The sequence below is a fragment of the Paracoccus tegillarcae genome, assembly GCF_002847305.1.
Taxonomy (GTDB): Bacteria; Pseudomonadota; Alphaproteobacteria; order Rhodobacterales; family Rhodobacteraceae; genus Paracoccus; species Paracoccus tegillarcae.
Genome location: NZ_CP025408.1, coordinates 608717 through 633569 on the forward strand (window position 1 = coordinate 608717; position 24853 = coordinate 633569).

25 protein-coding genes and 1 pseudogene are annotated in these 24853 nt (G+C 62.6%); 11 read left to right on the forward strand and 15 right to left on the reverse strand.

Annotated features, from left to right (window positions below):
- Positions 1-39: 39 nt before the first annotated feature.
- The 4 genes from CUV01_RS03070 (at position 40) to CUV01_RS03085 (ending at position 3292) form a co-directional block, all read left to right on the forward strand.
- On the forward strand, positions 40-618 hold the full coding sequence (locus CUV01_RS03070; RefSeq protein WP_101459179.1) for a peroxidase-related enzyme: 579 nt from the start codon (positions 40-42) through the stop codon (positions 616-618).
- On the forward strand, positions 615-1553 hold the full coding sequence (locus CUV01_RS03075; RefSeq protein WP_232962461.1) for a DMT family transporter: 939 nt from the start codon (positions 615-617) through the stop codon (positions 1551-1553). The genes CUV01_RS03070 and CUV01_RS03075 overlap by 4 nt, the downstream gene beginning before the upstream one ends.
- Positions 1550-2458, forward strand: a complete 909-nt coding sequence (locus tag CUV01_RS03080) for a DMT family transporter (RefSeq protein ID WP_101459180.1) — start codon at positions 1550-1552, stop codon at positions 2456-2458. The genes CUV01_RS03075 and CUV01_RS03080 overlap by 4 nt, the downstream gene beginning before the upstream one ends.
- Positions 2459-2536: 78 nt before the next feature.
- Entirely contained in the window at positions 2537-3292 is a 756-nt protein-coding gene (locus CUV01_RS03085) for a carbonic anhydrase (protein WP_101459181.1), read from the forward strand.
- 58 nt (positions 3293-3350) lie between these two features.
- Here the strand turns inward: CUV01_RS03085 and CUV01_RS03090 are convergent, their stop codons facing one another.
- Both CUV01_RS03090 and CUV01_RS03095 read right to left on the reverse strand, forming a co-directional pair.
- Positions 3351-5309 carry a protein meaA gene (locus CUV01_RS03090; protein WP_232962463.1) on the reverse strand — a complete coding sequence of 653 codons (1959 nt, stop codon included), beginning with the start codon at positions 5307-5309 and terminating at the stop codon, positions 3351-3353.
- A gap of 99 nt (positions 5310-5408) precedes the next feature.
- Entirely contained in the window at positions 5409-6413 is a 1005-nt protein-coding gene (locus CUV01_RS03095) for an acyltransferase family protein (RefSeq protein ID WP_157994766.1), read from the reverse strand.
- 387 nt (positions 6414-6800) lie between these two features.
- Here CUV01_RS03095 and ccrA point away from each other — a divergent pair, with 387 nt between their 5' ends.
- Together ccrA and CUV01_RS03105 are read left to right on the forward strand one after the other, a co-directional pair.
- A complete protein-coding gene (ccrA, locus tag CUV01_RS03100; protein WP_101459184.1) occupies positions 6801-8093 on the forward strand; it encodes a crotonyl-CoA carboxylase/reductase in 1293 nt (430 codons plus the stop codon).
- A 424-nt stretch (positions 8094-8517) separates the two neighbouring features.
- A complete protein-coding gene (locus CUV01_RS03105; RefSeq protein WP_101459185.1) occupies positions 8518-8724 on the forward strand; it encodes a cold-shock protein in 207 nt (68 codons plus the stop codon).
- 80 nt (positions 8725-8804) lie between these two features.
- On the opposite strand, the gene CUV01_RS03110 is transcribed toward CUV01_RS03105, so the two are convergent.
- Entirely contained in the window at positions 8805-9011 is a 207-nt protein-coding gene (locus CUV01_RS03110) for a hypothetical protein (RefSeq protein WP_101461824.1), read from the reverse strand.
- 87 nt (positions 9012-9098) lie between these two features.
- Between CUV01_RS03110 and CUV01_RS03115 the strand changes: the two genes are divergently transcribed.
- Positions 9099-10634: an ATP-dependent DNA helicase gene (locus tag CUV01_RS03115; RefSeq protein WP_101459186.1), complete on the forward strand. Its 1536-nt coding sequence runs from the start codon at positions 9099-9101 to the stop codon at positions 10632-10634.
- A gap of 3 nt (positions 10635-10637) precedes the next feature.
- Here the strand turns inward: CUV01_RS03115 and CUV01_RS03120 are convergent, their stop codons facing one another.
- From CUV01_RS03120 to CUV01_RS03130, 3 genes are all read right to left on the reverse strand, one after another.
- Positions 10638-11156 carry an ABZJ_00895 family protein gene (locus CUV01_RS03120; RefSeq protein ID WP_101459187.1) on the reverse strand — a complete coding sequence of 173 codons (519 nt, stop codon included), beginning with the start codon at positions 11154-11156 and terminating at the stop codon, positions 10638-10640.
- Positions 11157-11244: 88 nt separating this feature from the next.
- A complete protein-coding gene (locus CUV01_RS03125; protein ID WP_232962465.1) occupies positions 11245-12039 on the reverse strand; it encodes an EcsC family protein in 795 nt (264 codons plus the stop codon).
- Positions 12040-12100: 61 nt separating this feature from the next.
- Complete coding sequence (locus tag CUV01_RS03130; protein ID WP_101459189.1) at positions 12101-12616, reverse strand: GNAT family N-acetyltransferase; 516 nt, start codon at positions 12614-12616, stop codon at positions 12101-12103.
- Between the two features lie 135 nt (positions 12617-12751).
- Here CUV01_RS03130 and CUV01_RS03135 point away from each other — a divergent pair, with 135 nt between their 5' ends.
- Together CUV01_RS03135 and CUV01_RS03140 are read left to right on the forward strand one after the other, a co-directional pair.
- Positions 12752-13354, forward strand: coding sequence for a flavin reductase family protein (locus CUV01_RS03135; RefSeq protein WP_101459190.1), 603 nt, complete (start codon positions 12752-12754; stop codon positions 13352-13354).
- Positions 13351-13884 carry an adenine phosphoribosyltransferase gene (locus CUV01_RS03140; RefSeq protein ID WP_101459191.1) on the forward strand — a complete coding sequence of 178 codons (534 nt, stop codon included), beginning with the start codon at positions 13351-13353 and terminating at the stop codon, positions 13882-13884. The genes CUV01_RS03135 and CUV01_RS03140 overlap by 4 nt, the downstream gene beginning before the upstream one ends.
- Before the next feature lie 30 nt (positions 13885-13914).
- Here CUV01_RS03140 and CUV01_RS03145 read toward each other — a convergent pair whose 3' ends face one another.
- The 9 genes and pseudogenes from CUV01_RS03145 to coxB form a co-directional block, all read right to left on the reverse strand.
- Positions 13915-14496 (reverse strand): GNAT family N-acetyltransferase, encoded by a 582-nt coding sequence (locus CUV01_RS03145; RefSeq protein WP_101459192.1) that lies wholly within the window; start codon positions 14494-14496, stop codon positions 13915-13917.
- Complete coding sequence (locus CUV01_RS03150) at positions 14496-15704, reverse strand: M16 family metallopeptidase (RefSeq protein ID WP_101461825.1); 1209 nt, start codon at positions 15702-15704, stop codon at positions 14496-14498. Before CUV01_RS03150 ends, CUV01_RS03145 begins: the two co-directional genes overlap by 1 nt.
- Before the next feature lie 65 nt (positions 15705-15769).
- On the reverse strand, positions 15770-17152 hold the full coding sequence (gene thrC, locus CUV01_RS03155) for a threonine synthase (RefSeq protein WP_101459193.1): 1383 nt from the start codon (positions 17150-17152) through the stop codon (positions 15770-15772).
- 10 nt (positions 17153-17162) lie between these two features.
- Positions 17163-17834, reverse strand: a complete 672-nt coding sequence (locus CUV01_RS03160) for an SURF1 family protein (RefSeq protein ID WP_101459194.1) — start codon at positions 17832-17834, stop codon at positions 17163-17165.
- Between the two features lie 254 nt (positions 17835-18088).
- Positions 18089-18889, reverse strand: a complete 801-nt coding sequence (locus CUV01_RS03165) for a cytochrome c oxidase subunit 3 (RefSeq protein WP_101459195.1) — start codon at positions 18887-18889, stop codon at positions 18089-18091.
- A gap of 27 nt (positions 18890-18916) precedes the next feature.
- The gene (locus CUV01_RS03170) at positions 18917-19480 is read right to left on the reverse strand and encodes a cytochrome c oxidase assembly protein (protein ID WP_101459196.1); all 564 of its coding nucleotides are present in this window, start codon (positions 19478-19480) and stop codon (positions 18917-18919) included.
- Positions 19477-19704, reverse strand: coding sequence for a hypothetical protein (locus CUV01_RS03175; RefSeq protein WP_101461827.1), 228 nt, complete (start codon positions 19702-19704; stop codon positions 19477-19479). Before CUV01_RS03175 ends, CUV01_RS03170 begins: the two co-directional genes overlap by 4 nt.
- Positions 19704-20621 carry a heme o synthase gene (cyoE, locus tag CUV01_RS03180; RefSeq protein WP_101461826.1) on the reverse strand — a complete coding sequence of 306 codons (918 nt, stop codon included), beginning with the start codon at positions 20619-20621 and terminating at the stop codon, positions 19704-19706. The genes CUV01_RS03175 and cyoE overlap by 1 nt, the downstream gene beginning before the upstream one ends.
- A 418-nt stretch (positions 20622-21039) precedes the next feature.
- A pseudogene (gene coxB, locus CUV01_RS03185) lies at positions 21040-21855 on the reverse strand (cytochrome c oxidase subunit II); the annotation flags it as partial.
- Positions 21856-22027: 172 nt separating this feature from the next.
- On the opposite strand from coxB, the gene tldD reads away from it, so the two are divergent.
- Together tldD and dprA are read left to right on the forward strand one after the other, a co-directional pair.
- Complete coding sequence (gene tldD / locus CUV01_RS03190) at positions 22028-23449, forward strand: metalloprotease TldD (RefSeq protein ID WP_101459198.1); 1422 nt, start codon at positions 22028-22030, stop codon at positions 23447-23449.
- 74 nt (positions 23450-23523) lie between these two features.
- A complete protein-coding gene (gene dprA / locus CUV01_RS03195) occupies positions 23524-24696 on the forward strand; it encodes a DNA-processing protein DprA (RefSeq protein WP_101459199.1) in 1173 nt (390 codons plus the stop codon).
- Positions 24697-24853 lie beyond the last annotated feature (157 nt).

Below are 24853 nucleotides of genomic sequence, written 5' to 3' on the forward strand. Positions count from 1 at the left end.
CGCTACGATCCTACCGCCCTGACCGTCAAGGAGACTGCCATGCAAGACGAACCCAAGCCGATCAGCCGCTTTCCCGTGCCTGATCTTGCCGCCCTGCCCGACGACATCCGACTGGTCATTGAAAAGGTGTCCGAGAAATCCGGCTTCGTTCCGAATGTGTTTCTGGCACTGGCACATCGCCCGGCCGAATTTCGCGCCTTTTTCGCCTATCATGACGCGCTGATGGAAAAGGACGAGGGGCTCAGCAAGGCCGAACGCGAGTTGATCGTTGTTGCCACCAGCGGCCTGAACCAGTGCCAGTATTGCGTCGTTGCCCATGGCGCGATCCTGCGCATCCGCGCCAAGAATTCCCTGATCGCGGATCAGGTGGCAGTAAACTGGCGCAAGGCCGATCTGACCGACCGCCAGCGGGCCATGCTGGCTTACGCCGAAAAGGTGGCGTTGAATGCCCAGCAGATTGACGATGCCGATCACGCGGCACTTGCCGACGCAGGCTTCAGCCAGGACGAGGTCTGGGATATCGGCGCCATCACCGCGCTTTTCGGCATGTCCAACCGGCTGGTGAACGCGGGCGACATCCGACCCAATGACGAGTTCTACATGCTCGGACGACAATGAACCGTCCGCGCATTCCTGTCCTGACGACGGCGATCGAGACGCGCATGGGGCCGGCGGAATGGGGTCAGTTGCTGCTGCTGTCGCTGATATGGGGCGGGTCGTTCTTTCTGATCGCGATCGCCGTCAGGGATCTGCCCGTACTGACCATCGTCAACGCCCGTGTCGGTGTGGCGGCGCTGGTGCTGTGGGCAATCGTCCTGGGTTCGAGGCGGCGCATCCCGCGTGATCCACACCTTTGGCTGGCGTTTCTGATCATGGGGTTTCTGAACAACATTGTTCCCTTTGGGCTGATCGTCTGGGGGCAGACGGCGATTCCGTCGGGGCTGGCCTCTATCCTGAATGCCACGACGCCGCTGTGGACGGTGATGATCTCGGCGCTGCTGCTCAGCGATGAGGGTGCCACCCCGATGAAACTGGCCGGCGTATTTCTGGGCCTGGGCGGCGTTGCCGTGATGATCGGGCTGGATACGCTGGCCGGGTTGGGCCATGCGGTGCTGCCGCAACTGGCAATTCTGGGGGCTGCTATATCTTACGCCTGTGCTGGCGTCTTTGGCCGCCGCTTTCGCTCGATGGGCGTCGATCCGATCGTGACTGCCGCCGGCATGGTCACCGCCTCGACACTTCTGATGGCGCCCCTCACCCTTGGCGTCGACGGGCTGTCCGGTTTTGACGGCAAATCGATCCCGTGGCTGGCCGTGATCGTGCTGGGCGTTTTGTGCACCGGGCTGGCCTATGTTCTCTATTTCCGTATCCTCGCCAAGGCCGGCGCGACCAACCTTTCGCTGGTGACGTTCATGGTGCCGATCTCGGCCATCCTCTTGGGCTGGCTGTTTCTGGGCGAAACGCTTGGCACCGCACATCTGTTGGGGATCGCGATGATTGCTGCGGGGCTTGCTTTGATTGACGGGCGACTGATCGCGCGGCGCCCGGCATGAGCCACGGGATCGCGCATACCGCCCCGCGTTCAGAGGCGCTGCGCGGGCACGCCGCAATGCTGCTGTTTTCGGCGCTGGTCGCAGGCTCTTTCAGCTTGGGTGTGCGCGCCGCCAATCTGATTGATCCGGCAGCCATCAACGCTGCCCGGTTTGTGATCGCGGCAGCCGTGATCGGCGGATATGCCATGACATTTGGTCCGGGGCTGCCGCGCAGCGCATGGACCTCACCCTGGCGCTATCTGTTGCTGGGCGGCGTATTTGCCACCTATTTCGTGCTGATGTTCGAGGGGCTTAAAACCGCGCCACCCGTCTCGGCCGCCGCCGTCTTTACCCTGACGCCGCTGATGGCGGCGGGCTTTGGCTGGTTGCTGATGCGCCAGCGCATGACACCCAACATCGCCTTTGCCCTGGCGCTTGGTGGCGCGGGCGCAATGTGGGTCATCTTTCGCGGCGATCTTGCCGCAATGGCGCGGCTGGATTTCGGGCGGGGCGAGGCCATTTACCTTTTGGGCTGCGCCGCCCACGCGCTTTATACGCCGCTGGTCCGGCGTTTGAACCGGGGCGAGCATCCCGTCACTTTCAGCTTTGGCACGCTGATCGCGGGTGCGATCCTGCTGCTGATCTGGGGCTGGGATGCGATCCTGGCAACCGATTGGACCAATCTGCCACCCATCGTCTGGATCACGCTTGGCTATATCGCGGTCTTCGCCAGCGCGACCAGCTTTGTTCTGGTCCAATATGCGACGCTGCGCCTGCCTGCTGCCAAGGTGATGGCCTATACCTACCTGACGCCGATCTGGGTCATAGCGATCGAAGCAATCGTCGCCCAAACGCAGCCCGGCATGGTGATCCTGCCCGGCGTTGTGGCCACGGTTATCGCATTGACCCTGCTGCTGCGCGACTAAAATCCGAGGTTGAAAATGTTCGGAATAGATCGCGCGATCAAACGTTGAACCATCGGACGCAAACCAGAGGAGCATCCTATGACCACGCTGAATACGATCAAGACATGCGCATCAGTGACAATGGCGCTATGCCTGCTGACCGCGACTGCGGCGGCAAATGAACTGCCGCATTGGGACTATGAGGGCGAGTCCGGACCCGAGGAATGGGCAAACCTGCACGAGGATTACAGCGCCTGTGGCCTGGGCGATCAGCAATCGCCGATTGATGTCGTGACCACCGAGGTGATCGAGGCAGAACTGCCCGAGATCGCGATCAACTGGGGTGACGCCGTGCCGCTGAAAGTGGTCAATAACGGTCACTCGATCCAGGGCATCGCGCCCGAAATGGGCGAAGCGACGATCAACGGGCGTGACGATACGCTGAAACAGTTCCATTTCCACGCCCCATCCGAGCATATGATCGACGGCGAACGCTTTCCGGCCGAGGTGCATTTCGTCCACGAGGCTCCGGACGGGACGCTGGCAGTGATCGGCATTCTGCTGGAAGGCGGCGGCAGCAATCAACTGGTCGAGGACATGATCGCCGTCGCCCCTGAAACAGTCGGCGAAGCCGAGATCGAGGCGCATAACCTGCATGATCTGCAGCCCGACGACCTGTCCGTCTATCGCTATCTGGGGTCACTGACGACGCCGCCCTGCAGCGAGAATGTCGACTGGAACCTGCTGCAGACGCCTGTCCAGATATCGGATGCCGCGCTGGAGCGTCTGACCGAGCTGTCGCATAACGACGCGCGCCCCGTGCAGGATCTGGCCCGACGCTTTGTTCTGAAATAATTTTTCATGATACGCTCGCGGGGCAAGCTTTTCTGCCCCGCGAAACCTGCGCCTTGCGTCAGGCGGCCTTTGCGCCTGGCTCAACCAGCGCCACGATGTCCATCATGATCGTGTTCAACTGGAAATCCTTGGGGGTATAGACGCGCGTCACACCCATGCCCAACAGGCGCTTGGCGTCCTCGTCGGGAATGATGCCGCCCACGATGACCGGAATATGGTCCAACCCGGCCTCACGCATGCGGTCCATCAACTCTTCGATCAGCGGCAGATGACTGCCCGACAGGATGGACAGGCCGACGACATGGGCCTCTTCCTCGACCGCGCGGGTGACGATCTGCTCGGGCGTCAGGCGGATGCCCTCATAGGTGATATCCATCCCGCAATCGCGCGCGCGAAAGGCGATCTGCTCGGCCCCGTTCGAATGACCGTCAAGGCCCGGCTTGCCGACCACGAATTTCAGCCGCCGACCCAGACGGGCACTGACCGCATCGACAGCCTCGCGAATATCATCCAGCCCTTCGGTCTTGTTCGATGGGCTTGCGGAAACACCGGTCGGGCCGCGATATTCGCCATGGACCTGCCGCATCACACCGGCCCATTCGCCGGTCGTAACGCCGGCTTTTGCGGCCTCGATGGAATAGGGCATGACGTTGCGACCTTCCTGCGCGGCCACGCGCAGCGCGGCGAGGGCGGCCTCGACGGCCCCCTCGTCGCGGCCCGCGCGCCAGTCGTTCAACCGGGCGATCTGCTCGGCCTCGACCGCCGGGTCCACGACCATGATACCGCCGTCGCCCGCCGTCAGCGGCGAGGGCTCTCCCTGTTGCCAGCGGTTCACGCCGACAACCACGGTTTCATTCGACTCGATCCGGTTCAGCCGCTCGGCGTTCGATTCCACGAGGCGCGATTTCATATAGTCGATCGAGGCAATCGCCCCGCCCATATCGTCCAGCATATCCAGTTCGGATCGCGCACCCTCTTTCAACTCGGCCACCTTGGCCTCGATCGCCGGATTGCCGTCGAACAGATCGGCATATTCCAGCAGATCCGTCTCATAGGCCAGGATCTGCTGCATTCGCAGCGACCATTGCTGATCCCAGGGGCGCGGCAGGCCCAGGGCCTCGTTCCACGCGGGCAATTGCACGGCGCGCGCACGTGCATTCTTTGACAGCGTCACCGCCAGCGTTTCCAGCAAAATGCGGTAGACGTTGTTTTCGGGCTGCTGCTCGGTCAGGCCAAGGCTGTTGACCTGCACACCATAGCGAAAGCGGCGGTATTTCGGATCTTCGATGCCATAGCGTTCCGCCGTGATCTCGTCCCACAACTCGGTAAAGGCGCGCATCTTGCACAGTTCGGTCACGAAGCGGATGCCCGCATTCACAAAGAACGAGATCCGACCCACCATGGCCGGGAAATCAGCCTCGGGCACCTTGTTCTTCAGATCATCCAGCACCGCGATGCCGGTCGCCAGCGCATAGGCCAGTTCCTGCTGCGGCGTCGCCCCGGCCTCTTGCAGGTGATAGGAACAGACGTTCATCGGGTTCCATTTCGGCAGATGCTCGCGCGTATAAGCCGCAACATCCGTGATCATCGCCAGCGATGGCTTGGGCGGGCAGATATAGGTGCCGCGCGACAGGTATTCCTTGATCAGATCATTCTGCACCGTGCCCTGCAGTTTGCTGACATCGGCGCCCTGCTCTTCGGCTGCGGCGATATACAGCGACAACAGCCACGGCGCCGTCGCGTTGATCGTCATCGAGGTGTTCATCTGTTCCAGCGGGATCTGATCGAACAGCGCGCGCATGTCGCCCAGATGGCAGACGGGCACGCCGACCTTGCCGACCTCGCCGCGGGACAGCAAATGGTCGCTGTCATAGCCGGTCTGGGTCGGCAGATCGAATGCCACCGACAGGCCGGTCTGCCCCTTGGACAGATTGGTCCGGTAGAGCGCGTTCGATTTCTCGGCGGTCGAGTGGCCCGCATAGGTGCGGAACAGCCAGGGTTTGTCCTTCTCGGCCATGACGTCGTTGCCTCGCAAGAATCTTTCAGTTCCGGCACCGATACCGAAACAAAGCTGCGCCGTCAATTCGCTGCAGCGCGGCGACGCCCGAAAATCCCTTTATGCGGCCGCGGCACGAACAGTCTGCCGGTTCCTGGCCCCCGGTCGCAGCCCCAGCAGCATCAGGCGCGTCGGTCCGGTGCGCAATGCCAGCAGGTGCAGCACGATGGGAAACGCGATGCCCGCCAGTGTTCCGATCGCCGCCTGCAACCAAAGCGAATCGATATCCAGGGCCACCATGGCGCGGCGCGCAGCCGACGTCGCAAGGATATGGTACAAATAAATGGTCAATGAGAACGCGCCCAGCCAGCGCAACCAGCCCACCACCGGCAGCGCAAGGAACGCCGCGACGCACAAGCCCGTCCCGAATGCCAGGCTTTGCAGATCCAGCCGGTTCGCCGACAGTTCACCGGTGCGCGACAAATTCGCCAAATTCATCGTCAGTCCGATGGCGACCGCGACCATCGCGACCGCCACGATCATCCAACGCCGCTGCAACAGTTGATGCAGGTTGCGCATGATGGCCACGCCAAGCAGGAAATAGACAAGCAACGTCGTCACCCGATGCGCTGACATCACTTCGGTCGGGATACGCAGACCCAAAGCCGCAGCCAGTGCCGAGGCAGCCAGCGCCGGGTAGAGCACCCGCCCTCCGCTCAGAACATCAGCGGTGCCGTAGAATACAAAGATCAGCAGGATCGCCTGCAGGAACCAAAAGATCGAATAGCTGCGCAGATACGGTTCCCACAGGGGACCGCCAAGCGCGTCATCGGTGCCCAGCACCGTCGCAAAGATCAGGAACACGCTGATCGCGACCAGCCCCGGCAAGGCAAGCCGCCGCAGCTTGCCGGTCATGAAACGGCCCAGATCCGCAGGCTCGACCGGTTTGAGCGCATAGACAGCGCCTGCGATGAACGCGAACAGTGGCATGCGGACATCAACCATCAAGTCGGCGTAATAGCGCAGCGGATGGGGATAGCCGACGTCAAGGCCCCCACCCTCACCGCCGCCGATCACGTGAAAGCTGACAAGCGCAATAATCGCGATGGCGCGGACGGTTTCCATCGGCAATTCAGATGACAATACGGGTCTGTTTTTGTGTACGGTTTCGGGCATCAAAAGACATCCATGGCGTGCCGCCTGAAAATTGATGGACTGTCGGCGGCGTTTTAAAAAATGAATTCTCGCAACCTTAGCGCGACTCGCGACCCAAGGCAGCGCAGGGGCGAGACAGTCGGCATTTCAGGCGCGATACTGCCGATATCGCGAGAATTGAGAGGATTAAGAGGCATATTTCCGCTGCACCGCAGCTAAAATCCCTGCGGGGCGACACCCTCTCGGACACATTGTTACTCAAATAGCCCGGTTTACAGTTGCAATGTTGCGCCGAGCATCTTAGGAAAGCCCAAAGCCGCCGCGATTCTGCACCGCAGCACGAGACAGGAGAAAACAATGGCTCTGGACGCCCCCACCCCGATTGCAACTTATGATGCGCCGGAAAAAGACCTTTACGAAATCGGTGAGATGCCGCCCCTGGGCCATGTCCCCAAGCAAATGCACGCTTGGGCGATCCGCCGCGAGCGTCACGGCGAGCCGGAACAGGCGATGCAGCTCGAGGTCGTTGACGTGCCGGTCCTCGACAGCAACGAGGTGCTGGTTCTGGTGATGGCGGCAGGCGTCAACTATAACGGCATCTGGGCCGGTCTGGGCCAGCCGATCAGCCCGTTTGATGGCCACGGCGCCGACTATCACATCGCCGGTTCCGACGCCTCGGGCATCGTCTGGGCTGTGGGCGACAAGGTCAAACGCTGGAAGGTCGGTGATGAGGTCGTCATTCATTGCAACCAGGATGACGGCGACGACGAGCATTGCAATGGCGGCGACCCGATGTTCTCGCCCACGCAGCGTATCTGGGGCTATGAGACCCCCGACGGCAGCTTTGCGCAGTTCACCAACGTGCAGGCCCAGCAGTTGATGCCGCGCCCGCGCCACCTGACCTGGGAAGAATCGGCCTGCTATACGCTGACCCTGGCCACCGCCTATCGGATGCTGTTCGGCCACGAGCCGCACGAGTTGAAACCCGGCATGAACGTGCTGGTCTGGGGCGCGTCGGGCGGACTGGGGTCCTATGCGATCCAGTTGATCAACGCGGCGGGCGGCAACGCCATCGGCGTCATCAGCGAAGAGGACAAGCGCGAGTTTGTCATGGGACTGGGCGCCAAGGGCGTCATCAACCGCAAGGATTTCAAATGCTGGGGTCAACTGCCCACGGTGAACACGCCCGAATACAAGGAATGGTTCACCGAGGCGCGCAAGTTCGGCAAGGCCATCTGGGACATCACCGGCAAGGGCAACAATGTCGACATCGTCTTTGAACATCCGGGCGAGGCGACTTTTCCGGTCTCGACCCTGATCTGCAAAAAGGGCGGCATGATCGTCATTTGCGCCGGCACCACCGGGTTCAACTGCACCTTTGACGTCCGCTACCTGTGGATGCATCAAAAGCGCGTGCAGGGCAGCCATTTCGCGCATCTGAAACAGGCCAGCGCAGCCAATCAACTGATGCTGGAACGCCGCCTTGACCCGTGCATGTCCGAGGTGTTCCCCTGGGCCGAGATCCCGCAGGCGCATACCAAGATGTACAAGAACCAGCACAAGCCGGGAAACATGGCCGTTCTGGTGCAGGCACCCGTCACCGGCCTGCGCACCTTTGAGGACGCGCTGGAGGCTGGCAAACGCGGATAACGCAGCCACCGACGCCATCACTGACGCAAGCGGCGGGATCATCTCCCGCCGCTTTTCTCATCAGGCGCTATCGTCATGCGTGTGCGCACCGAGGTTTTTTGCGCAGCGCCCAAGGCAAATTTGCCGCCGCCTTGACGGTCCGAGCGCACAGAATTCGTCGCCCCTGATTTGACCGGTCGGTCAGGATATACCCGCGCGCCAGCACAAGGCTTAGGCAGCGCTGCTCTCAAAGCGCGAATCTCTGCCGATCTGCAACGAACATACGCAATACTCTTGATTTTTTGACGATGGACGCGCATATGCCGCTTGCGACGTTACTCTTTCGACCTTCTGTCTCCGTTCTATCCGGCTTCAGTCCTCGATCGTTACCTGACTGCGCCGGGCCACCGCATGTTGCGGGTGGTACATGAAAAGGAGAATCACGATGGCTAAAGGCACCGTGAAATGGTTCAACGCAACCAAAGGCTTCGGCTTTATCGCCCCTGAGGGCGGCAAGCGCGACGTGTTCGTGCACATCTCGGCCGTTGAGCGCGCCGGTATCCAGGAACTGAATGACGGTCAGGCCGTCACCTTCGACATCGAAGCTGGTCGCGACGGTCGCGAATCGGCAACGAACCTGGCACTGGCATAAGCTAGCCCAGTTGCAAAAAGATTGGGCGGTCCCGTGCGGGCCGCCCTTTTTCATTGCGTGATTGATGCAACCTGACGCTGTTACATCTGTATCTCACCCCGATCAGCATAGCGGCATTTCCACTCTCGCACCTGATCCTTTGGATGCGCCTCCAGCCATCGCGCCAACTCGAACTGCCCTTGCAACATGCAGGTAAAAAGGCCGTTCTGTTCCTGAAACAGCAGGCTGTGATCGGTGCACTGATCGGGCGCACGTATCAGGCAGGCGACGAAGAACAGTTCGATCACGGCGGGACCTCCTGCCTGTATCATACATGATTCGACGAAAAGCGCGCGGTCTCTTCGCTTTCCGCGCGGCGCGGTTTATCAGAGTGCATGACCGCCCTTCCCACTCTTTCCCCCGACCAGGCCGAAGCCTGGGATGCCGTGGCCGAAACCTTTGCCCTGGCAGGCGTGGACCTGACCGCCGAAGAATTGATGCCGCCCCAGCCCGGCAAGGGCCGTGTGATGGCGGTGGTCGGCAAGGCGGGCTCGGGCAAGACCATGCTGCTGGCCCAGATCACGGCGGCCCTGCGCGAGGCCGGGGTCGAACTGGTCAGCGGCGATTACGAGGGGAAACGGCGCAAGGATCGCCGCACCGTCGCCATTCTGGCACCGACGAACAAGGCGGCCTTTGTGCTGCGGATGCGCGGTGTGCCGGCGACCACGATCCACCGGATCCTCTATACGCCGGTCTATGACCCCGAATATGAGAAGATTGCCGAATGGCTGGCCGGCAATGGCACACGCCCCACGGTTGAGGGCCTGACGGACACCGCGCTGGATCGCGCCAAGGCCTTTTATGACCAACATGCCAGCATTCCCGGCGCGCTGGCAGCGGCGGGCCTGCGCGGGTCCGACTTTATCAAGGGCTGGAAACGCCGCGAGGATGGTCTGGATATCGGGTTGATCGACGAAAGCTCAATGCTGGACGAACGCCAGTTTGAGGATCTGCGCGAGATATTTCCGACGCTGGTGCTGTTTGGCGATCCGGCCCAGCTGGCCCCTGTGGGGCAGTCCGGGGCAATGGTCTTTGACCGGCTGGCCAGCTCGCAAAAGCTGATCCTGAACCGCATCCACCGGCAGGCCGATGACAGCCCCATCCTTGATCTCGCCCATGCGTTATCCGACGACACCCTCGATTTTGCTGGGTTCGAACGCATGATCCGCGAGGCCGCCGCCTCGGACCCGCGCGTGGTCTGGGCCGAGCGCGTGGAAAGCGACCTGATGGCGCGCAGCCCGGTGCTGGTCTGGCGCAATGCCACCCGGATCCGGTTGATCCACGCCTTTCGGCTGGGTTTCGGCGCACCGGGCGATGCGCTGCTGCCGGGCGAGCCGTTGATCTGCGACGGGCTGGAACTGCCGCTGAAGCATCGCAAGAAGCGCATCGACCTTGAGGCGCGCGGACTGATCAAGGGCGCGCAGGTGGTCTATCTGGGACCGGGCAAAAAGCCCGGCTTTGCCCGCCTGCATGTGATCGGCGCCGAAGAGCCCCGCCTGTCCGCGGCCAGCATCATCAAGATCGAGATGCCGGATATCGAAGAACCCTTTATCCCTTCGGCTGCACATATGGGCGCGGCATTCCTGCATGGGGCTGCGGTCACGATCCACAAGGCGCAGGGCAGTCAGTGGCCCGATGTGCAGGTTTTTGGCCCCGATATCAGCGCTGCCGCATGGTCCAACCGGACCGAGGCGGGCATTCCCCTGTGGAAACGCCTGGCCTATGTCGCCATCACCCGCGCGCAAGAGCGACTGCTCTGGGTCACCCGCGCACGTCTGGCCAGACCGACCCAGCCATTGGGGATCGCGGATCTGCAGCAGCCGAGCGCCGCGCTGGAACTGCAGCCTACCGAAGAGGCCGATCCCGGCTAGGGATCAGCGAGCTTTCGCGTTGGCCTTGGCCGCAGCCTTTTGTTCGCTGGCGTTCTTGCGTTCTTGCCGTTTGACGCCACCGCGCGCCGCTGACCAGAACATCAGCGAATTGCAGAACATCCCGAACGCCGCTGCAAAGATCAACAGGCTCGACAGAACCGGCCAGACATCGCCCTGCTCAAAGGCCACCGGATCGACCATCTGGAACAGCGCATCCAGCCCGCCGCCCTGCCACAGCGCGATAACGCCCAGAAGCAGGATCAGCGTGGTCAACAGCCCAAAGTTCAGCGCCGTGCGCCAGCTTGCCGCACGAGCCGTCTGTTTGAAGAATTCGGTGCCGGCCTGCATTCCTGCGACCATCGGCATCATGAACAGCAGCAGCACAAAGGGATACTGCACGCCGGCATAGGTCTCGAACGCCCAAGCGAGGCCCCACAAGACAGCGGCGGAAAAAATCAGCGTGGCGATATAGATGAGGACCAGCCGCCCCATATCTGCATGCGGTTGAACGTCGTCGGCCATCGAAACACCCCTTGAACACAACTTTACCGCGCACCTAACGCAGTTTTCCGATCATGGCCAGCAGACCGGTTGGCCGCGTCGCGCCGCCCTAGCTGCGGCGGGCGCGGCGGGGTTTCTGTATCCGCTCGATCGACATGCGCAACGCCTCGATCAGGGCCTCTTTCGGAATGCCGGTCTCTCGCGACAGGCGCGCCAGGCCGAAATGCACGCGCGCCAGTTCCTGATAATAGCGCGCAAAGGTATAGTTGATCGACGCCCCGGCCACGGCGCCAAAGATCGGCGTGGCCTGTGCTGCCAGCTTCTGGCCCAGAACCACGGCAAAGCGCGGCGCGACACGGGTGATCAGGGTTTGCACCGTCTGCCCGGTGATCGACAGCCGCGCAGCCAGCAAGGCCAGATCCGCGCCGTCATCCTGGGCCATCGGGCCGCCGGCGGCAAAGATGCGCAGGCATTCTGCCCGAACCTCTTCGGATTGCGGGTCCAGACCGTGTTCTTCGGCAATTTCCAGCATCGCGCGCAGGAACATGGTGATGGTAAAGGGTAATTCGATGATCGCACCCGGCAGACCAGCCACGCCGCCTGCCGCGCCCGACGCGGTGCTGACCAGACGATTGAACCATTCGCCCCGGTCGCGCACCACCTTGCGAGAGCCCTCGGCGGCGTCGAACGCGCGCATCAGCGCATTGCGGGTGAGCCGGTCCAGACGCCCGCGCACGAAACCGGGCAGGCGCTCGATCAGATGCTCGGCACTGGTGCCGACGGTGTTCAGAATATCCAGCCCCAGCCCGCCGGCATCAAGATAGCGGCGTGCCAGACGGTCGATCTCGGTATGAACCGAGGGGTCGTTTATGGGGGGCAGAACATGTTGCTGCAATGCCGTCATCCGAAACATTCCCTTGTCACGAACCGCCTGCGCGGCCCAGTCAGATATGGGGGTTCGGTCGCTATTCCGCCAGTGCAGCCTTGTCCTTGCCGCTGTTCTCGCGGGTGACCGTTCCCCTGATATCAACCCACGCGCCCGGCCTAAGTTCCAGCCCAAGCACCCGATCAGGGTTGGTCGGCGGCGGCATTTCGACATCGCTCAGCCGCGAAAAGCCAAAGCGCGCGTAATAGGGCGCATCGCCCACCAGCAGAACCCGCGACCAGCCGCGCTCGGTCGCGCGGATCAGGCTGTCGCGCATCAGGATCGCGCCCAGCCCTTCGCCCTGCGCGGTTGGGTGCACGGCGATGGGGCCCAGCAGCAGCACCTTGCGTTCGCCGATGCGGGCGGGCCAATAGCGGATCGCGGCCAGCAGGATCTGGTGGCCATCGCGCAACGTCAGGCAGAGATCGGCAATGGGCGGCACGCCGTCGCGCAGGCGGTAAGATGACAGCGCCGTCCGACCGGGTGCGAAGCACAGGTCATACAGCGCCTCGACCTCGTGATAATCGGCATCGGTTTCGGGGCTGATCTGATACATCGAACCTTCCAGTGACTTGCGCCGCTTAGCATGGCAAACCGTCCGCTTGAACCCGCCGCGCTGCGAATGATTGCAGACCCGGCAAAGCAGTGTCACTGTGCCCCCTCAGTGACGGCGCAGTAACGGAGACCCGCGATGTTCTACCAGCCAGAGGCCGGCCATGGCCTGCCGCATAACCCGTTCAACGCCATCGTCGCGCCCCGGCCCATCGGCTGGATCTCGACGCGGGGGCCACAAGGCGACAATATTGCCCCCTATTCATTCTTCAACGCCGTCGCCTATACCCCGCCGCAGGTCATGTTCGCCTCGACCGGGGTCAAGCCCGACCGGACCGGCACCAAGGACAGCGTCGCCCAGATCACCGAAACGGGGGTGTTCTGCGTCAATATCGCCAGCGCCGACATGCAGGATGTCATGAACGCGACCTCGGCCCCCCTGCCCGCCGGCGACAGCGAATTCGAGGCCACGGGGCTGGAGGCCACGGAATGCAAGACCATCGATTGCCTGCGCGTGGCCAATGCCGTGGCCACGCTGGAATGCCGGATGGGCCGGATCGTGCAGTTGGCGGGCGAGGCAAACTACGCCGTCTTTGGTGTGGTCAGCGGCGTCCATATCCGCGACGATTGTCTGGTTGATGGCCGTTTTGATCCACGCGCCGCAGGTGGCTGGCTGGCTCGGCTTGGCTATATGGATTATTGCAGCGTGACCGAACTCTTTGAATTGAAGCGCCCGAAATGACCCGCACCGTCAAGGACTATATCCGGACCATCGCCGACTTCCCGCATGAAGGGATCATGTTTCGCGATGTTACCACGCTGTTTGCGGATGCGCGCGGCTTTCGCATGGCCATCGACCAGTTGCTGCACCCTTATGCCGGGGAACCGATCGACAGGGTTGTGGGCCTCGAGGCACGCGGTTTCATCCTTGGCGGCGCGGTGGCGCATCAGCTTTCAACGGGCTTCGTGCCGATCCGCAAAAAGGGCAAACTGCCCGGCCCGGTGATTTCCGAAGCCTATGCGCTGGAATATGGCGAGGCGGTGATGGAGATCCACGATGACGCGCTGCGCGCCGGCGAACGCGTGCTGATCGTGGATGATCTGCTGGCCACAGGCGGCACTGCCGAGGCCGGGATCAAGCTGTGTCACAGGCTGGGTGCCACGGTGATCGGCTGCGCTTTTGTCATCGACCTGCCCGAACTGGGTGGCCGCAAGCGGCTAGAGGCAATGGGCATGGAAGTGCACGCGCTTTGCGCCTTTGACGGGGCGTGATTGCACGGGCTGGCAGGGGGCCTGACGGATCTATCGTACCTCGGTCCGCCCGCGCCGATCGCTGCGCAAATTGGCATAGAGGACATGATTGCGCCAACGCCCGTTGATCTGCAGATAGCTTTGCGCGACGCCCTCGTATTTGAAGCCGCATTTTTCCAGCACCCCGCGCGAGGCGGTGTTTTCGGGCAGGCAGGCGGCCTCGACGCGGCTGAGTTCCAGCGTGGTAAAGGCGTGATGCACGACCATGTCGATGGCTTCGCGCATATAGCCCCGGCGCGCGTGTTGCTGACCGATCCAATAGCCGATGACGCCCATCTGAGCGGGGCCGCGGCGGATATGGTTCAGCGTGATCGCCCCAAGCAAGGCACCATCACGGCTGAGGATGAACAGAGGCAGCGCCGCATCGCTGCGACTGGTGCGCTGCGCCCAGTAAACCCGGTTGGTAAAGCTTTTCCGGGTCAGGTGATCCTCGGCCCAGACCGGCTCCCACGGGGTGAGAAAGTCGCGGCTGCGGGCGCGCAGAGAGGTCCAGGAATTGAAATCACCATGCGCCGGCAGGCGCAGGATGATCCGTTCGGATTCCAATCGGACCGGACGGCGGCGCAGAAACATCAGGCGGCAAGCCTTTCGGCCAAGGCCTCGCGCGCAGGCGCGGTCGCGACCGGACCATACAGCGCCAGCGCAGGCCGCGCATCGAGCAGCAACCGCTCGGCGTGATCGCGGATCTGCGTGGCTGTGACCGCAGCGATGCGGTCCGCGACCTCGGCGGCATCAGGTACGCGCCCCCAGATGGCCAGCGTCCGGGCCAACCGCTCGGTCTGGTTCGAGGGGCTTTCCAACCCCATCAGCAACCCGGCGCGCAGCTGTGCCTTGGCGCGGGCGATCTCGGGCGCGGACAGGCCATCGGCGGCACGGCGGATCTCGTCCACCGTCAGGTTCGCCAGATCGACGATATCCTCGGCGCCGGTGCCGGCATAGACGGTCAGCATTCCGGTATCATCGTGAAAGCCCGATTGCGCAAAGATCGTATAGCAAAGCCCGCGTTCCTCGCGGATCTTCTGAAACAGCCGCGAAGACATGCCACCGCCAAGTGCATTGGCAAAGATCTGCGCCGCATAGAAATCATCTGAGCGATAGCCCGGCCCTTCCAGCGCCAGCGCGAAATGCGCCTGTTCCAGCGATTTCAGGTGCCGTGCCTCGGCGCCCTGCCAGCGGGCCGGATCGCGCGACACGGATTGGCGCGGGGCCAGATGGCCAAAGGCAGTCTCGGCCATGCGCACGATGCTGTCATGATCGACCGCACCGGCGGCGGACACGATCATGCGATCCGGCGCGTAATGTTCGCTGACAAAGCCTGACAGATCGCTGCGGGAAAAGCCGCTGACACGTTCCGCCGGGCCCAGGATGGTGCGACCGATGGCCTGATCGGGATAGGCCGCCTCTTGCAGCCAGTCGAAAATCACATCATCGGGCGTATCCAGCGCCTGCCCGATTTCCTGCAGGATCACGCCGCGCTCGATCTCGATCTCGCGTGCGTCGAAAACCGGGTTCAGCACGATGTCAGAGATCACGTCAAAGGCCAGCCCGACATCGGCTTGCAGCACCCGGACGTAATAGGCGGTCACGTCGCGCGAGGTATAGGCATTGATGAAACCGCCCACATCCTCGATCGCCTCGGCGATCTCAACCGCACTGCGCCGCGCCGTGCCCTTGAAAGCCATGTGCTCGAGAAAATGCGCAATACCGTTCTGCTCCGCCCGCTCATCGCGCCCACCGGCGCTGACCCAGACCCCAAGCGCGGCCGAATGCAGCCCCGGCATGAACCGGGTCACGACGCGCAGGCCGTTGGGCAGGGTTGTAATGCGCAGGTTGGGATCTGATTGGGTCACGCGATTCTCCGTTCAAGGATCAGCGATTTAAGCGCATCGTTGTCGTTTTCAACCCGCGTGACACGTTCGGGCAAGTCGAAAATATCCGCCATATGCGGCGGCAGGTCGGGGCGAATGCCGATGGCAGCCTCGACCGCATCGGGGAATTTCGCCGGATGCGCGGTGGCCAGCGTGATCATCGGCACGCCCGGTTCCAGATGATCGCGCGCGACCTGTACGCCCACGGCCGTATGCGGGCAGATGATCTGGCCGGTTTCCTCGCGGATGGTGCGGATCATCGCGGTGGTTTCATCCTCGCTGACCCGACCCGAGGCGTATTGATCCTGCAAGGCTTGCAGCGCGCCCTGACTGATGCTGAAGCCACCTGCCTTCAACTCGTCCATCAACTGCCGGATCGCACCCGCATCGCCGCCATAAGCCATGAACAGCGCGCGTTCGAAATTGCTGCTGACCTGGATATCCATGCTGGGGCTGATCGAAGGATGCACCTCGCCCATGCGATATTCGCCGGTGGTCAGCGCGCGGTGCAGAATGTCGTTCTGATTGGTTGCCACGACCAGACGGCGGATCGGCACGCCCATGGCACGGGCAATCGAGCCTGCGAAAATGTCACCGAAATTGCCGGTGGGCACAGTGAAATCAACCTCGCGATATGGCGCGCCAAGGCTGACAGCCGAGGTGACGTAATAGACGATCTGCGCCAGAACCCGGCCCCAGTTGATGCTGTTCACGCCCGCCAGCCCGACCTGATCGCGGAAGGCATGGTCATTGAACAGATCCTTCAGCCGGGCCTGACAATCGTCGAAATGTCCGTCCATCGCCAGCGCATGCACATTGGCATCATCGGGCGTGGTCATCTGGCGGCGCTGCACCTCGGACACGCGGCCATGCGGGAACAGGATGAACACATCCACATTGGACAGACCACGGAATGCCTCGATCGCGGCGCTGCCGGTATCGCCGCTGGTCGCGCCGACAATGGTGATCCGCTGACCCGAGCGCGCAAGCGCGATCTGGAACAGCTGACCGATCAGCTGCATGGCGAAGTCCTTGAAGGCCAGTGTCGGGCCGTGGAACAATTCCAGCAGGTGATGGCCGGGGGCCAATTGCGTCAGCGGCGCGCGCGCGACGTGACGAAAGCCCTGATAGGCACGGGCGATCGCGCCCTGCAATTCCTCGTCGGAAAAGCTGTCGCCGGTAAAGGGTTTCAGCACGCGAAAGGCTGCCACTTCGTAGGGCAGCCCCTCCAGCGCGCCAATATCTGACAGGGCCGGCACCGTCTCGGGCAGATACAGCCCACCATCGCGGGCCAGGCCCGTCAGCATGGCCTGTTCGAAGTTCAGCACCGGGGCCTCACCCCGCGTCGAGACGTAACGCATCCGCAGTTCCTTAGTATTTCCGCTGCCTGATACGCCAGATCAGACCGACTGTCATCCCTGCCCAGACAGCCGCGATCATGAACCATTGCGCGGCATATGACAGGTGATTGTTGGGAATACCCTCGATTGCCACGGGGATCGGTTCGACCCCCTGCGCATCCCCCCGAACAAAGCTGGCCACGACAAGGATCGGCTGCGTGTTCAGTTGCGCGGCCATTGCGGGCACGTCGCGGGCGAACCAGATATTCTCGGACAGGTTCGGATCAGGGGTCGAGCTGCCCTTTTCATCCGGCCAGTGCAGATTGCCGCTGACCTCCAGCCGCGTGGGCGGGCGGGCGATATGGCGCGCCTCTTGCGGAACAAAACCCCGATCCAGCATGATCCGGCGGCCATCATCGGTGACAAAGCTCGAAACGATCTGATAGCCGCCGCCCTGCTCCTTGGTGCCCGACAATACGTCGATCTCCTCGCCCGTCGTGGTGCCGCTGACGGTGACAGGGGCGTATTTCATCGACGGATCGACGGTCGCGGGCAAGGCCATGGCGGGCGCATCGATCTGAGCCTGAATTTCGTCCAGCATGCCCTGTTTCCAGTCCAGCCGCTTGAGCTGCCAGACGCCAAGGCTGATCAGGATGGCACAACCGATCACACCGATCAGAAGGGGGGCGATAATGCGGCGCATGTCAGTGAGGGTCTCCAAGCGATGGCATGGCGTGCTGCGCGAGGAGGTTGCGCCGACAAGTCCGCGTGACATCATTTGCGGGGTTGGTCCGCAGCCGACGAGCATTACATTGACAGATAAACGGCTGCCACCGCGCGCCCGATATGCGGGCTGTCGCGGCACCGTATCCATGCCCGGCTTTCAGCATTGCGCACCTCCAATGAAAAACGCGCGGAGCATTACCCCCGCGCGTCTGCTATTTTGCTGTCGCGGGATCAGCCGCCCCAGATATAGACCGCGAAGAACAGGAACAGCCAGACCACGTCAACGAAGTGCCAGTACCAGGCAGCAGCCTCGAAGCCGATGTGATTTTCCTGTGTGAAATGACCGCGCATAAAACGGATCAGGCAGACGGTCAGGAAGATCGTCCCGATGATCACGTGAAAGCCGTGAAAGCCGGTCGCCATGTAGAAGACGGCACCATAGATGTTGCCCGACAGGCCAAAGGCCGCGTGGCTGTATTCGTAAGCCTGCAGGATGGTGAAGAACACACCCAGCACGATGGCGATGGCCAGACCCCAGATCGTGGTCTTGCGGTCATTGTCATGGACAAAGGCATGGTGCGCCCAGGTCACGGCAACACCCGACAGCAGCAGCACCAGCGTGTTGATCAGCGGCAGATGCCAGGGATCGAAGGTGACGATGCCCTCGGGCGGCCAGACCCCATCCTTGATCGGGCTTTCGGGGCCCATCGGATACAGCGCATTCTTGAAGAAGGCCCAGAACCAGGCGACGAAGAACATCACCTCGGACATGATGAACAGGATAAAGCCGTATTGCAGGCCGATCCGCACGACCGGTGTGTGATCGCCTTCCTGGCTTTCATGGATCACGTCGGTCCACCACGAGAACATGCAATACAGCACGCCGGCCAGCCCCATCAGGAACATCCACGGCCCCTGATCCTGCATCCACATCACGCCGCCAAACAGCATGACAAAGACCGAAATGGCGCAGATAAACGGCCAGATCGAGGGCGGTAGGATGTGATAATCGTGGTTCTTAGCGTGCGCCATGTTTCGCCCCGTCGTTCCTGGATTTCGTCAGTTTACAGCGTCGGCTGGCGCAAGGTCCAGCGCCGCCTGTTTTGGTTCTGTCCGGTGAAAGGTATAGGACAGCGTGATATCCCGCACCCATTTCGCGTCGCGATCATCGACCAGTTCCGGATCGACGTAAAAGTTGATCGGCATCTCGACCCGCTCGCCGGGTTGCAGCGTCTGTTCGGTAAAGCAGAAGCATTGCACCTTGATGAAGTAATACCCCGCCACATCAGGCGCGACATTGTAGCTGGCCGTGCCGGTGATTGGCTCGTCCGAATTGTTGACCGCCTCGTAAAAGGCCATCGCATTCTCGCCGATCTTCAGCTCCATCTTGGTTTCCATGGGGCGGAAGGTCCAGTCGAGGTTTTTGTCGGTATTCGCGTCAAAGCGGACCCGGACCACCTCGTCGATCATCTCATCCGAAGGCTGCTCGGCTGTTTGGGTCGTGCCGCCATAGCCGGTCACCTTGCAGAACCAGTTGTAAAATGGCACCGCAGCCCAGGCCAATCCGCCCATCAGCACGACGACGCCAACCAGCATCGAGACTGTCCGTTGTTCGCGGGTCATTGGCTTGCCTCCTCTGCGGTCTCGCCGGCAGCCGCCGGTGCTTCCTCTGCGGGCAGGACCGATACGCGCGGCTGATGGTCATAAGCTTCCATCGTGTCGCCATTCTGCACCTTGACCACGGTCAGGGCAAATACCAGGGCGACAAAGCAGACCAGCACCAGTCCCAGCCCGACATTACGCGAGCGGCGGCGCTGGTGGATCTCGTGTTCGGTGCGCAGCGCCATCACCATGCCCCCACCCAGCTTTGAACCAGCAGCGCCAGGAAATGCAGAAACAGGTAATAGAGCGACAGCCGGAAATATCGCTTTTCCACAGTATAGCCGTCTTGCTCGGCAGCCAGTTCGTCGCGGCGCATGATCCGCCAGCCACCCAGAATGAACAGCAGGTTCAGCACGGCCGCGACGGCCAGATAGATCGGCCCGCCGACGCTGGTAAAGCCCAGCCACAGCGCAAAGGGTGCCAGCACCAGCGAATAGGCAAAGATATGACGGCGGGTCGCTGCGCGGCCATGCGTGACCGTCAGCATCGGCACGCCGGCCTTGTGGTAATCTTCCTTCATGAACAGCGCCAGCGCCCAGAAATGCGGCGGAGTCCAGAAAAAGATCAGCGCGAACATCAACAGCGATTCGATGCTGATACCGCCGGTGGCACAGGCCCATCCGATCATCGGAGGGAACGCGCCGGCGGCACCACCGATGACGATATTCTGCGGCGTCGAACGCTTGAGCCACATCGTATAGATCACGGCATAGAAGAAGATGGTAAAGGCAAGAAAGCCGGCCGCGAACCAGTTCGCCGCAAGCCCCAGCATCAGCACCGCCACACCTGACAGCGCCACGCCAAGGGCCAGAGCCTCGGGCCGCGCCACGCGGCCTGCAGGGATCGGCCGCCCCTGCGTGCGGTGCATCACCGCGTCGATATCGGCATCATACCACATGTTCAGCGCACCCGATGCACCGCCACCCAAAGCGATGAACAACACCGAACAGAAGGCGACAAAGGGATGCATGTCGACCGGCGCCACCCACAGCCCGACAAAGGCTGTGAACACCACCAGCGACATGACCCGCGGCTTCAGCAGCGCGACGTAATCGCCAAACTGTGCCTCGGGGGCGCCTTCATATGCGTGGATATCCGCCATTGCCCGATCAGTTGCCAGCCGGAGCGGCTTCGCCATCGGCGGCGGGTTCTTCTGCAGCGGCTTCGTCTGCCGCGGGCGCATCGGCGGCAGCCTCGTCCGCAGCAGCTTCATCTGCCGCAGGCTCTTCGGTCGCAGCGGGTTCTTCTGCCGCAGCTTCGTCCGTGGCAGCGTCCTCGGCGGCCGGCTCTTCTGCTGCGGGTTCTTCCGTCACAGCTTCCTCGGCGGCAGGTTCCTCCGTCGCAGCTTCTTCAGCGGCAGGCTCTTCAGCAGCCGGCTCTTCAGCGGCAGCGTCCTCTGCGGCGGGTTCTTCTGCAGCAGCAGCCTCACCCTCAGCAGGCGCTTCTGCGGCAGCGGCTGCACCAGCCGGGACGTCGGCCTCGGCGATGGCTTCCTCACCACCCATGCTGCCACCTTCCTGGGCGACCCAGGCTTCAAACTTGTCCTGCGAAACGGCTTTGACGACGATCGGCATATAGGCGTGGTTGATGCCGCACAGCTCGCTGCACTGACCGAAATAGATGCCCTCTTCGCTGACATTGAACCACAGTTGCGCAATCCGGCCCGGCACGGCGTCCTGCTTGACCGCAAAGGCCGGAACGGCCCAGGCGTGGATCACGTCATTGGCGGTGACCTGCACCAGCACGTCCTGATCGACGGGGATCACGACGGCAGTGTCGGTGGCCAGCAGGTATTCATCTTCGCTATAGCCATAATCGGCCAATTCTTCCTTTGCCAGCATGAGGCTGTCAAAGCTGAGCCCGTTATCGGGATATTCATAGGACCAGTACCACTGGTTGCCGATCGCCTTGATCACCAGATCGGGATCTTCCGGCATCTCCTGCGAATAGAACAGGCGCGGCAGCGAAAAGACACCGATCACGATCAGGATCAGCACTGGCACAATCGTCCAGACGACCTCGACGGGGGTGTTGTGGGTGAACTTGGCGGGAACCGGGTTCGCGCGGCTGTTAAAGCGGAAAATCACGATCAGCAGCAGCGCACAGACGAACACCGTCACCACCGCGATGATGATCAGGACGAAGTGATCCAGCCAATGCTGCTGCACCGCAATCTCGGTGACCGCAGGCTGAAATCCGGTTCCGCCGTTTACCGGTTTCCCGATCGTCGGCAGATCGCCCAACACGCCTTGCGCAAAAGCGGCACTCGCCGCCAATCCACCCGCCGCGAACCCCGTTGCTGCCGCGGTTGCACGGCGAATCATCGCTTTTGCCATCGTCCCATCCCGTTGCCTTGGCGCGTCCACTGGGACACGCATGGGTCAAGGGCCGCCAATAGCCGCCCCTTTTCCTTGCTCAGTGACCGTTCTATGACCATATCTCAGCCCATCCGGCAAGACGTAGGAATGTCTTGAGCACGAAATTTTCCCGCCAGAAAGGACGCTTTCGATGAGTCGCAAGCCTTTTGCCCCCTTCGATGAACACCTGGATCGGGATGCCGCGCTGTCGGTTCTGCAGGGTGCGGTTGCGGGTGCCGATGATGGCGAACTGTTCCTGGAACGCTCGACCGCCGAGACGCTGGTCTTTGATGATGGCAGACTGCGCAACTCTGGCTATACCGTGCAGCAGGGCTTTGGCTTGCGCGCCGTCCGCGGCGAGGTGACGGGCTACGCGCATTCGACCGATATTTCGCAACAAGCCCTGACACGTGCAGCAGAAACAGCACGTCTGGCGGTTGGTGAGGGCGGTGGCGTTTTGGCAGCACCCCCTGCCCCTCGCGGCCCCGATCTCTATGCCGCCATTGACCCCGCCGGCGATATCCCCATTGCCCGCCGCATCCAGACCCTGCGAGAGATCGACGCCTATGCCCGCGCCGCCGATCCGCGCGTCGTACAGGTCACGGTCTCAATCGCGACCTCGCTGCAAGAGGTCGCGATTCTGCGACCCGAGGGCGGGCTGGTCACCGACTTTCGTCCCATGGCGCGACTGAATGTCGCAGTCATCGTCGAAAACAATGATCGCCGCGAATCCGGTCATGCCGGCGGCGGCGGCAGGATCGCCATCGATAGCCTGATCGATCCCGCCCATTGGCGCGGTCTGGTCGACGAAGCGCTGCGCATCGCGCTGGTCAACCTGCGCTCGGTTCCGGCGCCGGCAGGGGTGATGGATGTGGTGCTTGGCCCCGGCTGGCCGGGCATCCTGCTGCACGAGGCCGTGGGCCACGGGCTGGAGGGCGATTTCAACCGCAAACAGGCCAGCGCCTTCGCCGGTCTGATGGGTCAGCGCGTCGCCTCGCCGGGTGTGACGGTCGTCGATGACGGCACCATCCCCGACCGGCGCGGCAGCCTGTCGGTCGATGATGAGGGCACGCCGCCTGCGCGCAATGTGCTGATCGATAACGGCATCCTTGTGGGTTATATGCAGGACCGCCAGAACGCCCGGCTGATGGGCGTCGCGCCCACCGGAAATGGCCGCCGCGAAAGCTTTGCCCATACACCGATGCCGCGCATGACCAATACCTACATGCCCGGCGGCGATACCGATCCGGCCGCGATTCTGGCCGATCTGAAAGATGGCATCTACGCCGTGGGCTTTGGCGGCGGGCAGGTCGATATCACCAATGGCAAGTTCGTGTTCAGCTGCACCGAGGCCTACCGCGTCAGGAACGGCGTTGCAGGCGACCCGATTCGCGGCGCGACTCTGATCGGCGACGGCGCGACGGCGCTGCAGCAGATCCGCGCCATCGGCAATGACATGGCGCTGGATCCCGGTATGGGAAATTGCGGCAAACAGGGCCAATGGGTACCCGTGGGCGTCGGTCAGCCGACGCTGATGATCGGCGGGCTGACGGTGGGCGGTTCGGCGGCCTGAAAATTATTCCAGCGCTAACGAGTTGTTAACCATTGCCGCGCTAGACCTAGCTTCAGGATGAGGCGAGGGCAGCAATGACGATTGGAAATTTTTCTTTCGACACCCCCAACACCCCACCCACCGCGAAAGAAGATGACCTCAGCTTCCTTCGCCTCATCCGCTCTCGCCGCGTTGGTCCGGCGACCTTCCACCGGCTGCTTGCCGAACACCAGACCGTCGCCGCCGCGCTGGACGCGCTGCCGCGCATCGCCAGCGACGCCGGCATCGAGAAATACGAGATCTGCTCCGAAGCCGTGGTCGAGGCCGAATTGCGCGCAGGCCGCCGGTCCGGCGCGCAACTGATCCGCTGTGATCACCCCAGCTATCCGGTCGCCCTGCGCGAGATCGACGGCGCGCCGCCGGTCTTGTGGCTGCGCGGCGATGCGCGCTGGCTGCACGCCGCGCCCTTCGCGGTCATTGGCGCGCGCAACGCCTCGTCTCTGGGTCTGCGCATGGCGCGCGGCATGGCGGCGGGACTGGGTGAGGCCGGACATTGCATCGTCGCAGGCCTCGCGCGCGGCATCGACACCGCCGCCCATAACGCGGCGCTGGCAACCGGGACCGTTGCGGTCATGGCCGGCGGCATCGACAAGATATATCCGTCAGAAAATACCGTACTGGCTGCCCAGATCGCCGAGAAAGGCGCGCTGATATCCGAACAGCCCCCCGGCACCGAACCCGCCGCGCGCCACTTTCCCGCCCGCAATCGCATCATCAGCGGTCTGTCGCGGGCGGTGGTGGTGATCGAGGCCGCACATAGATCCGGCAGTCTGATCACGGCCAGGAATGCGCTGGATCAGGGGCGCGAGGTCATGGCGGTGCCCGGTCATCCGATGGATGCCCGCGCCGCAGGCTGCAACATGCTGATCCGCGACGGTGCGCTGCTGGTGCGCAGCGCCGCCGATGTAATCGCAGCCGCAGGACATGGCCGCGCCGATCATCCGGCGCCACCGATGCGGACCGACGCGCACAGCAGTTCGCGCGCCCCGGCCCCGATCCCGCCCACACCACAACGGCCTAACGATGCAGGGGGACCGGCAAATCTGGAACGCCGCATTCTGGCCTGGTTGTCGCCCAGCCCCAGTGACGAGGACGACCTGATCCGCCGCCTCGGCGTCCCCGCATCCGTCGCGAACACCGCGATTCTGTCGCTTGAATTGCAGGGGTTGCTGACCCGTCTGGCCGGCGGGCGGCTGTCACGCAGCTAGCACAGGCGCCTACCTCGCGGCTGCGGCGAGCGCGCCATCAGCACCTTGGTCGGCCTGCCATCCGCGTGATCTGACGAGCGATTTCGGCGCGTCTGCCGCGCCCCGATCACCGCCAGACAGGCCTGATCCGCCGAACGCCGACAGAAAGCACCCGTTG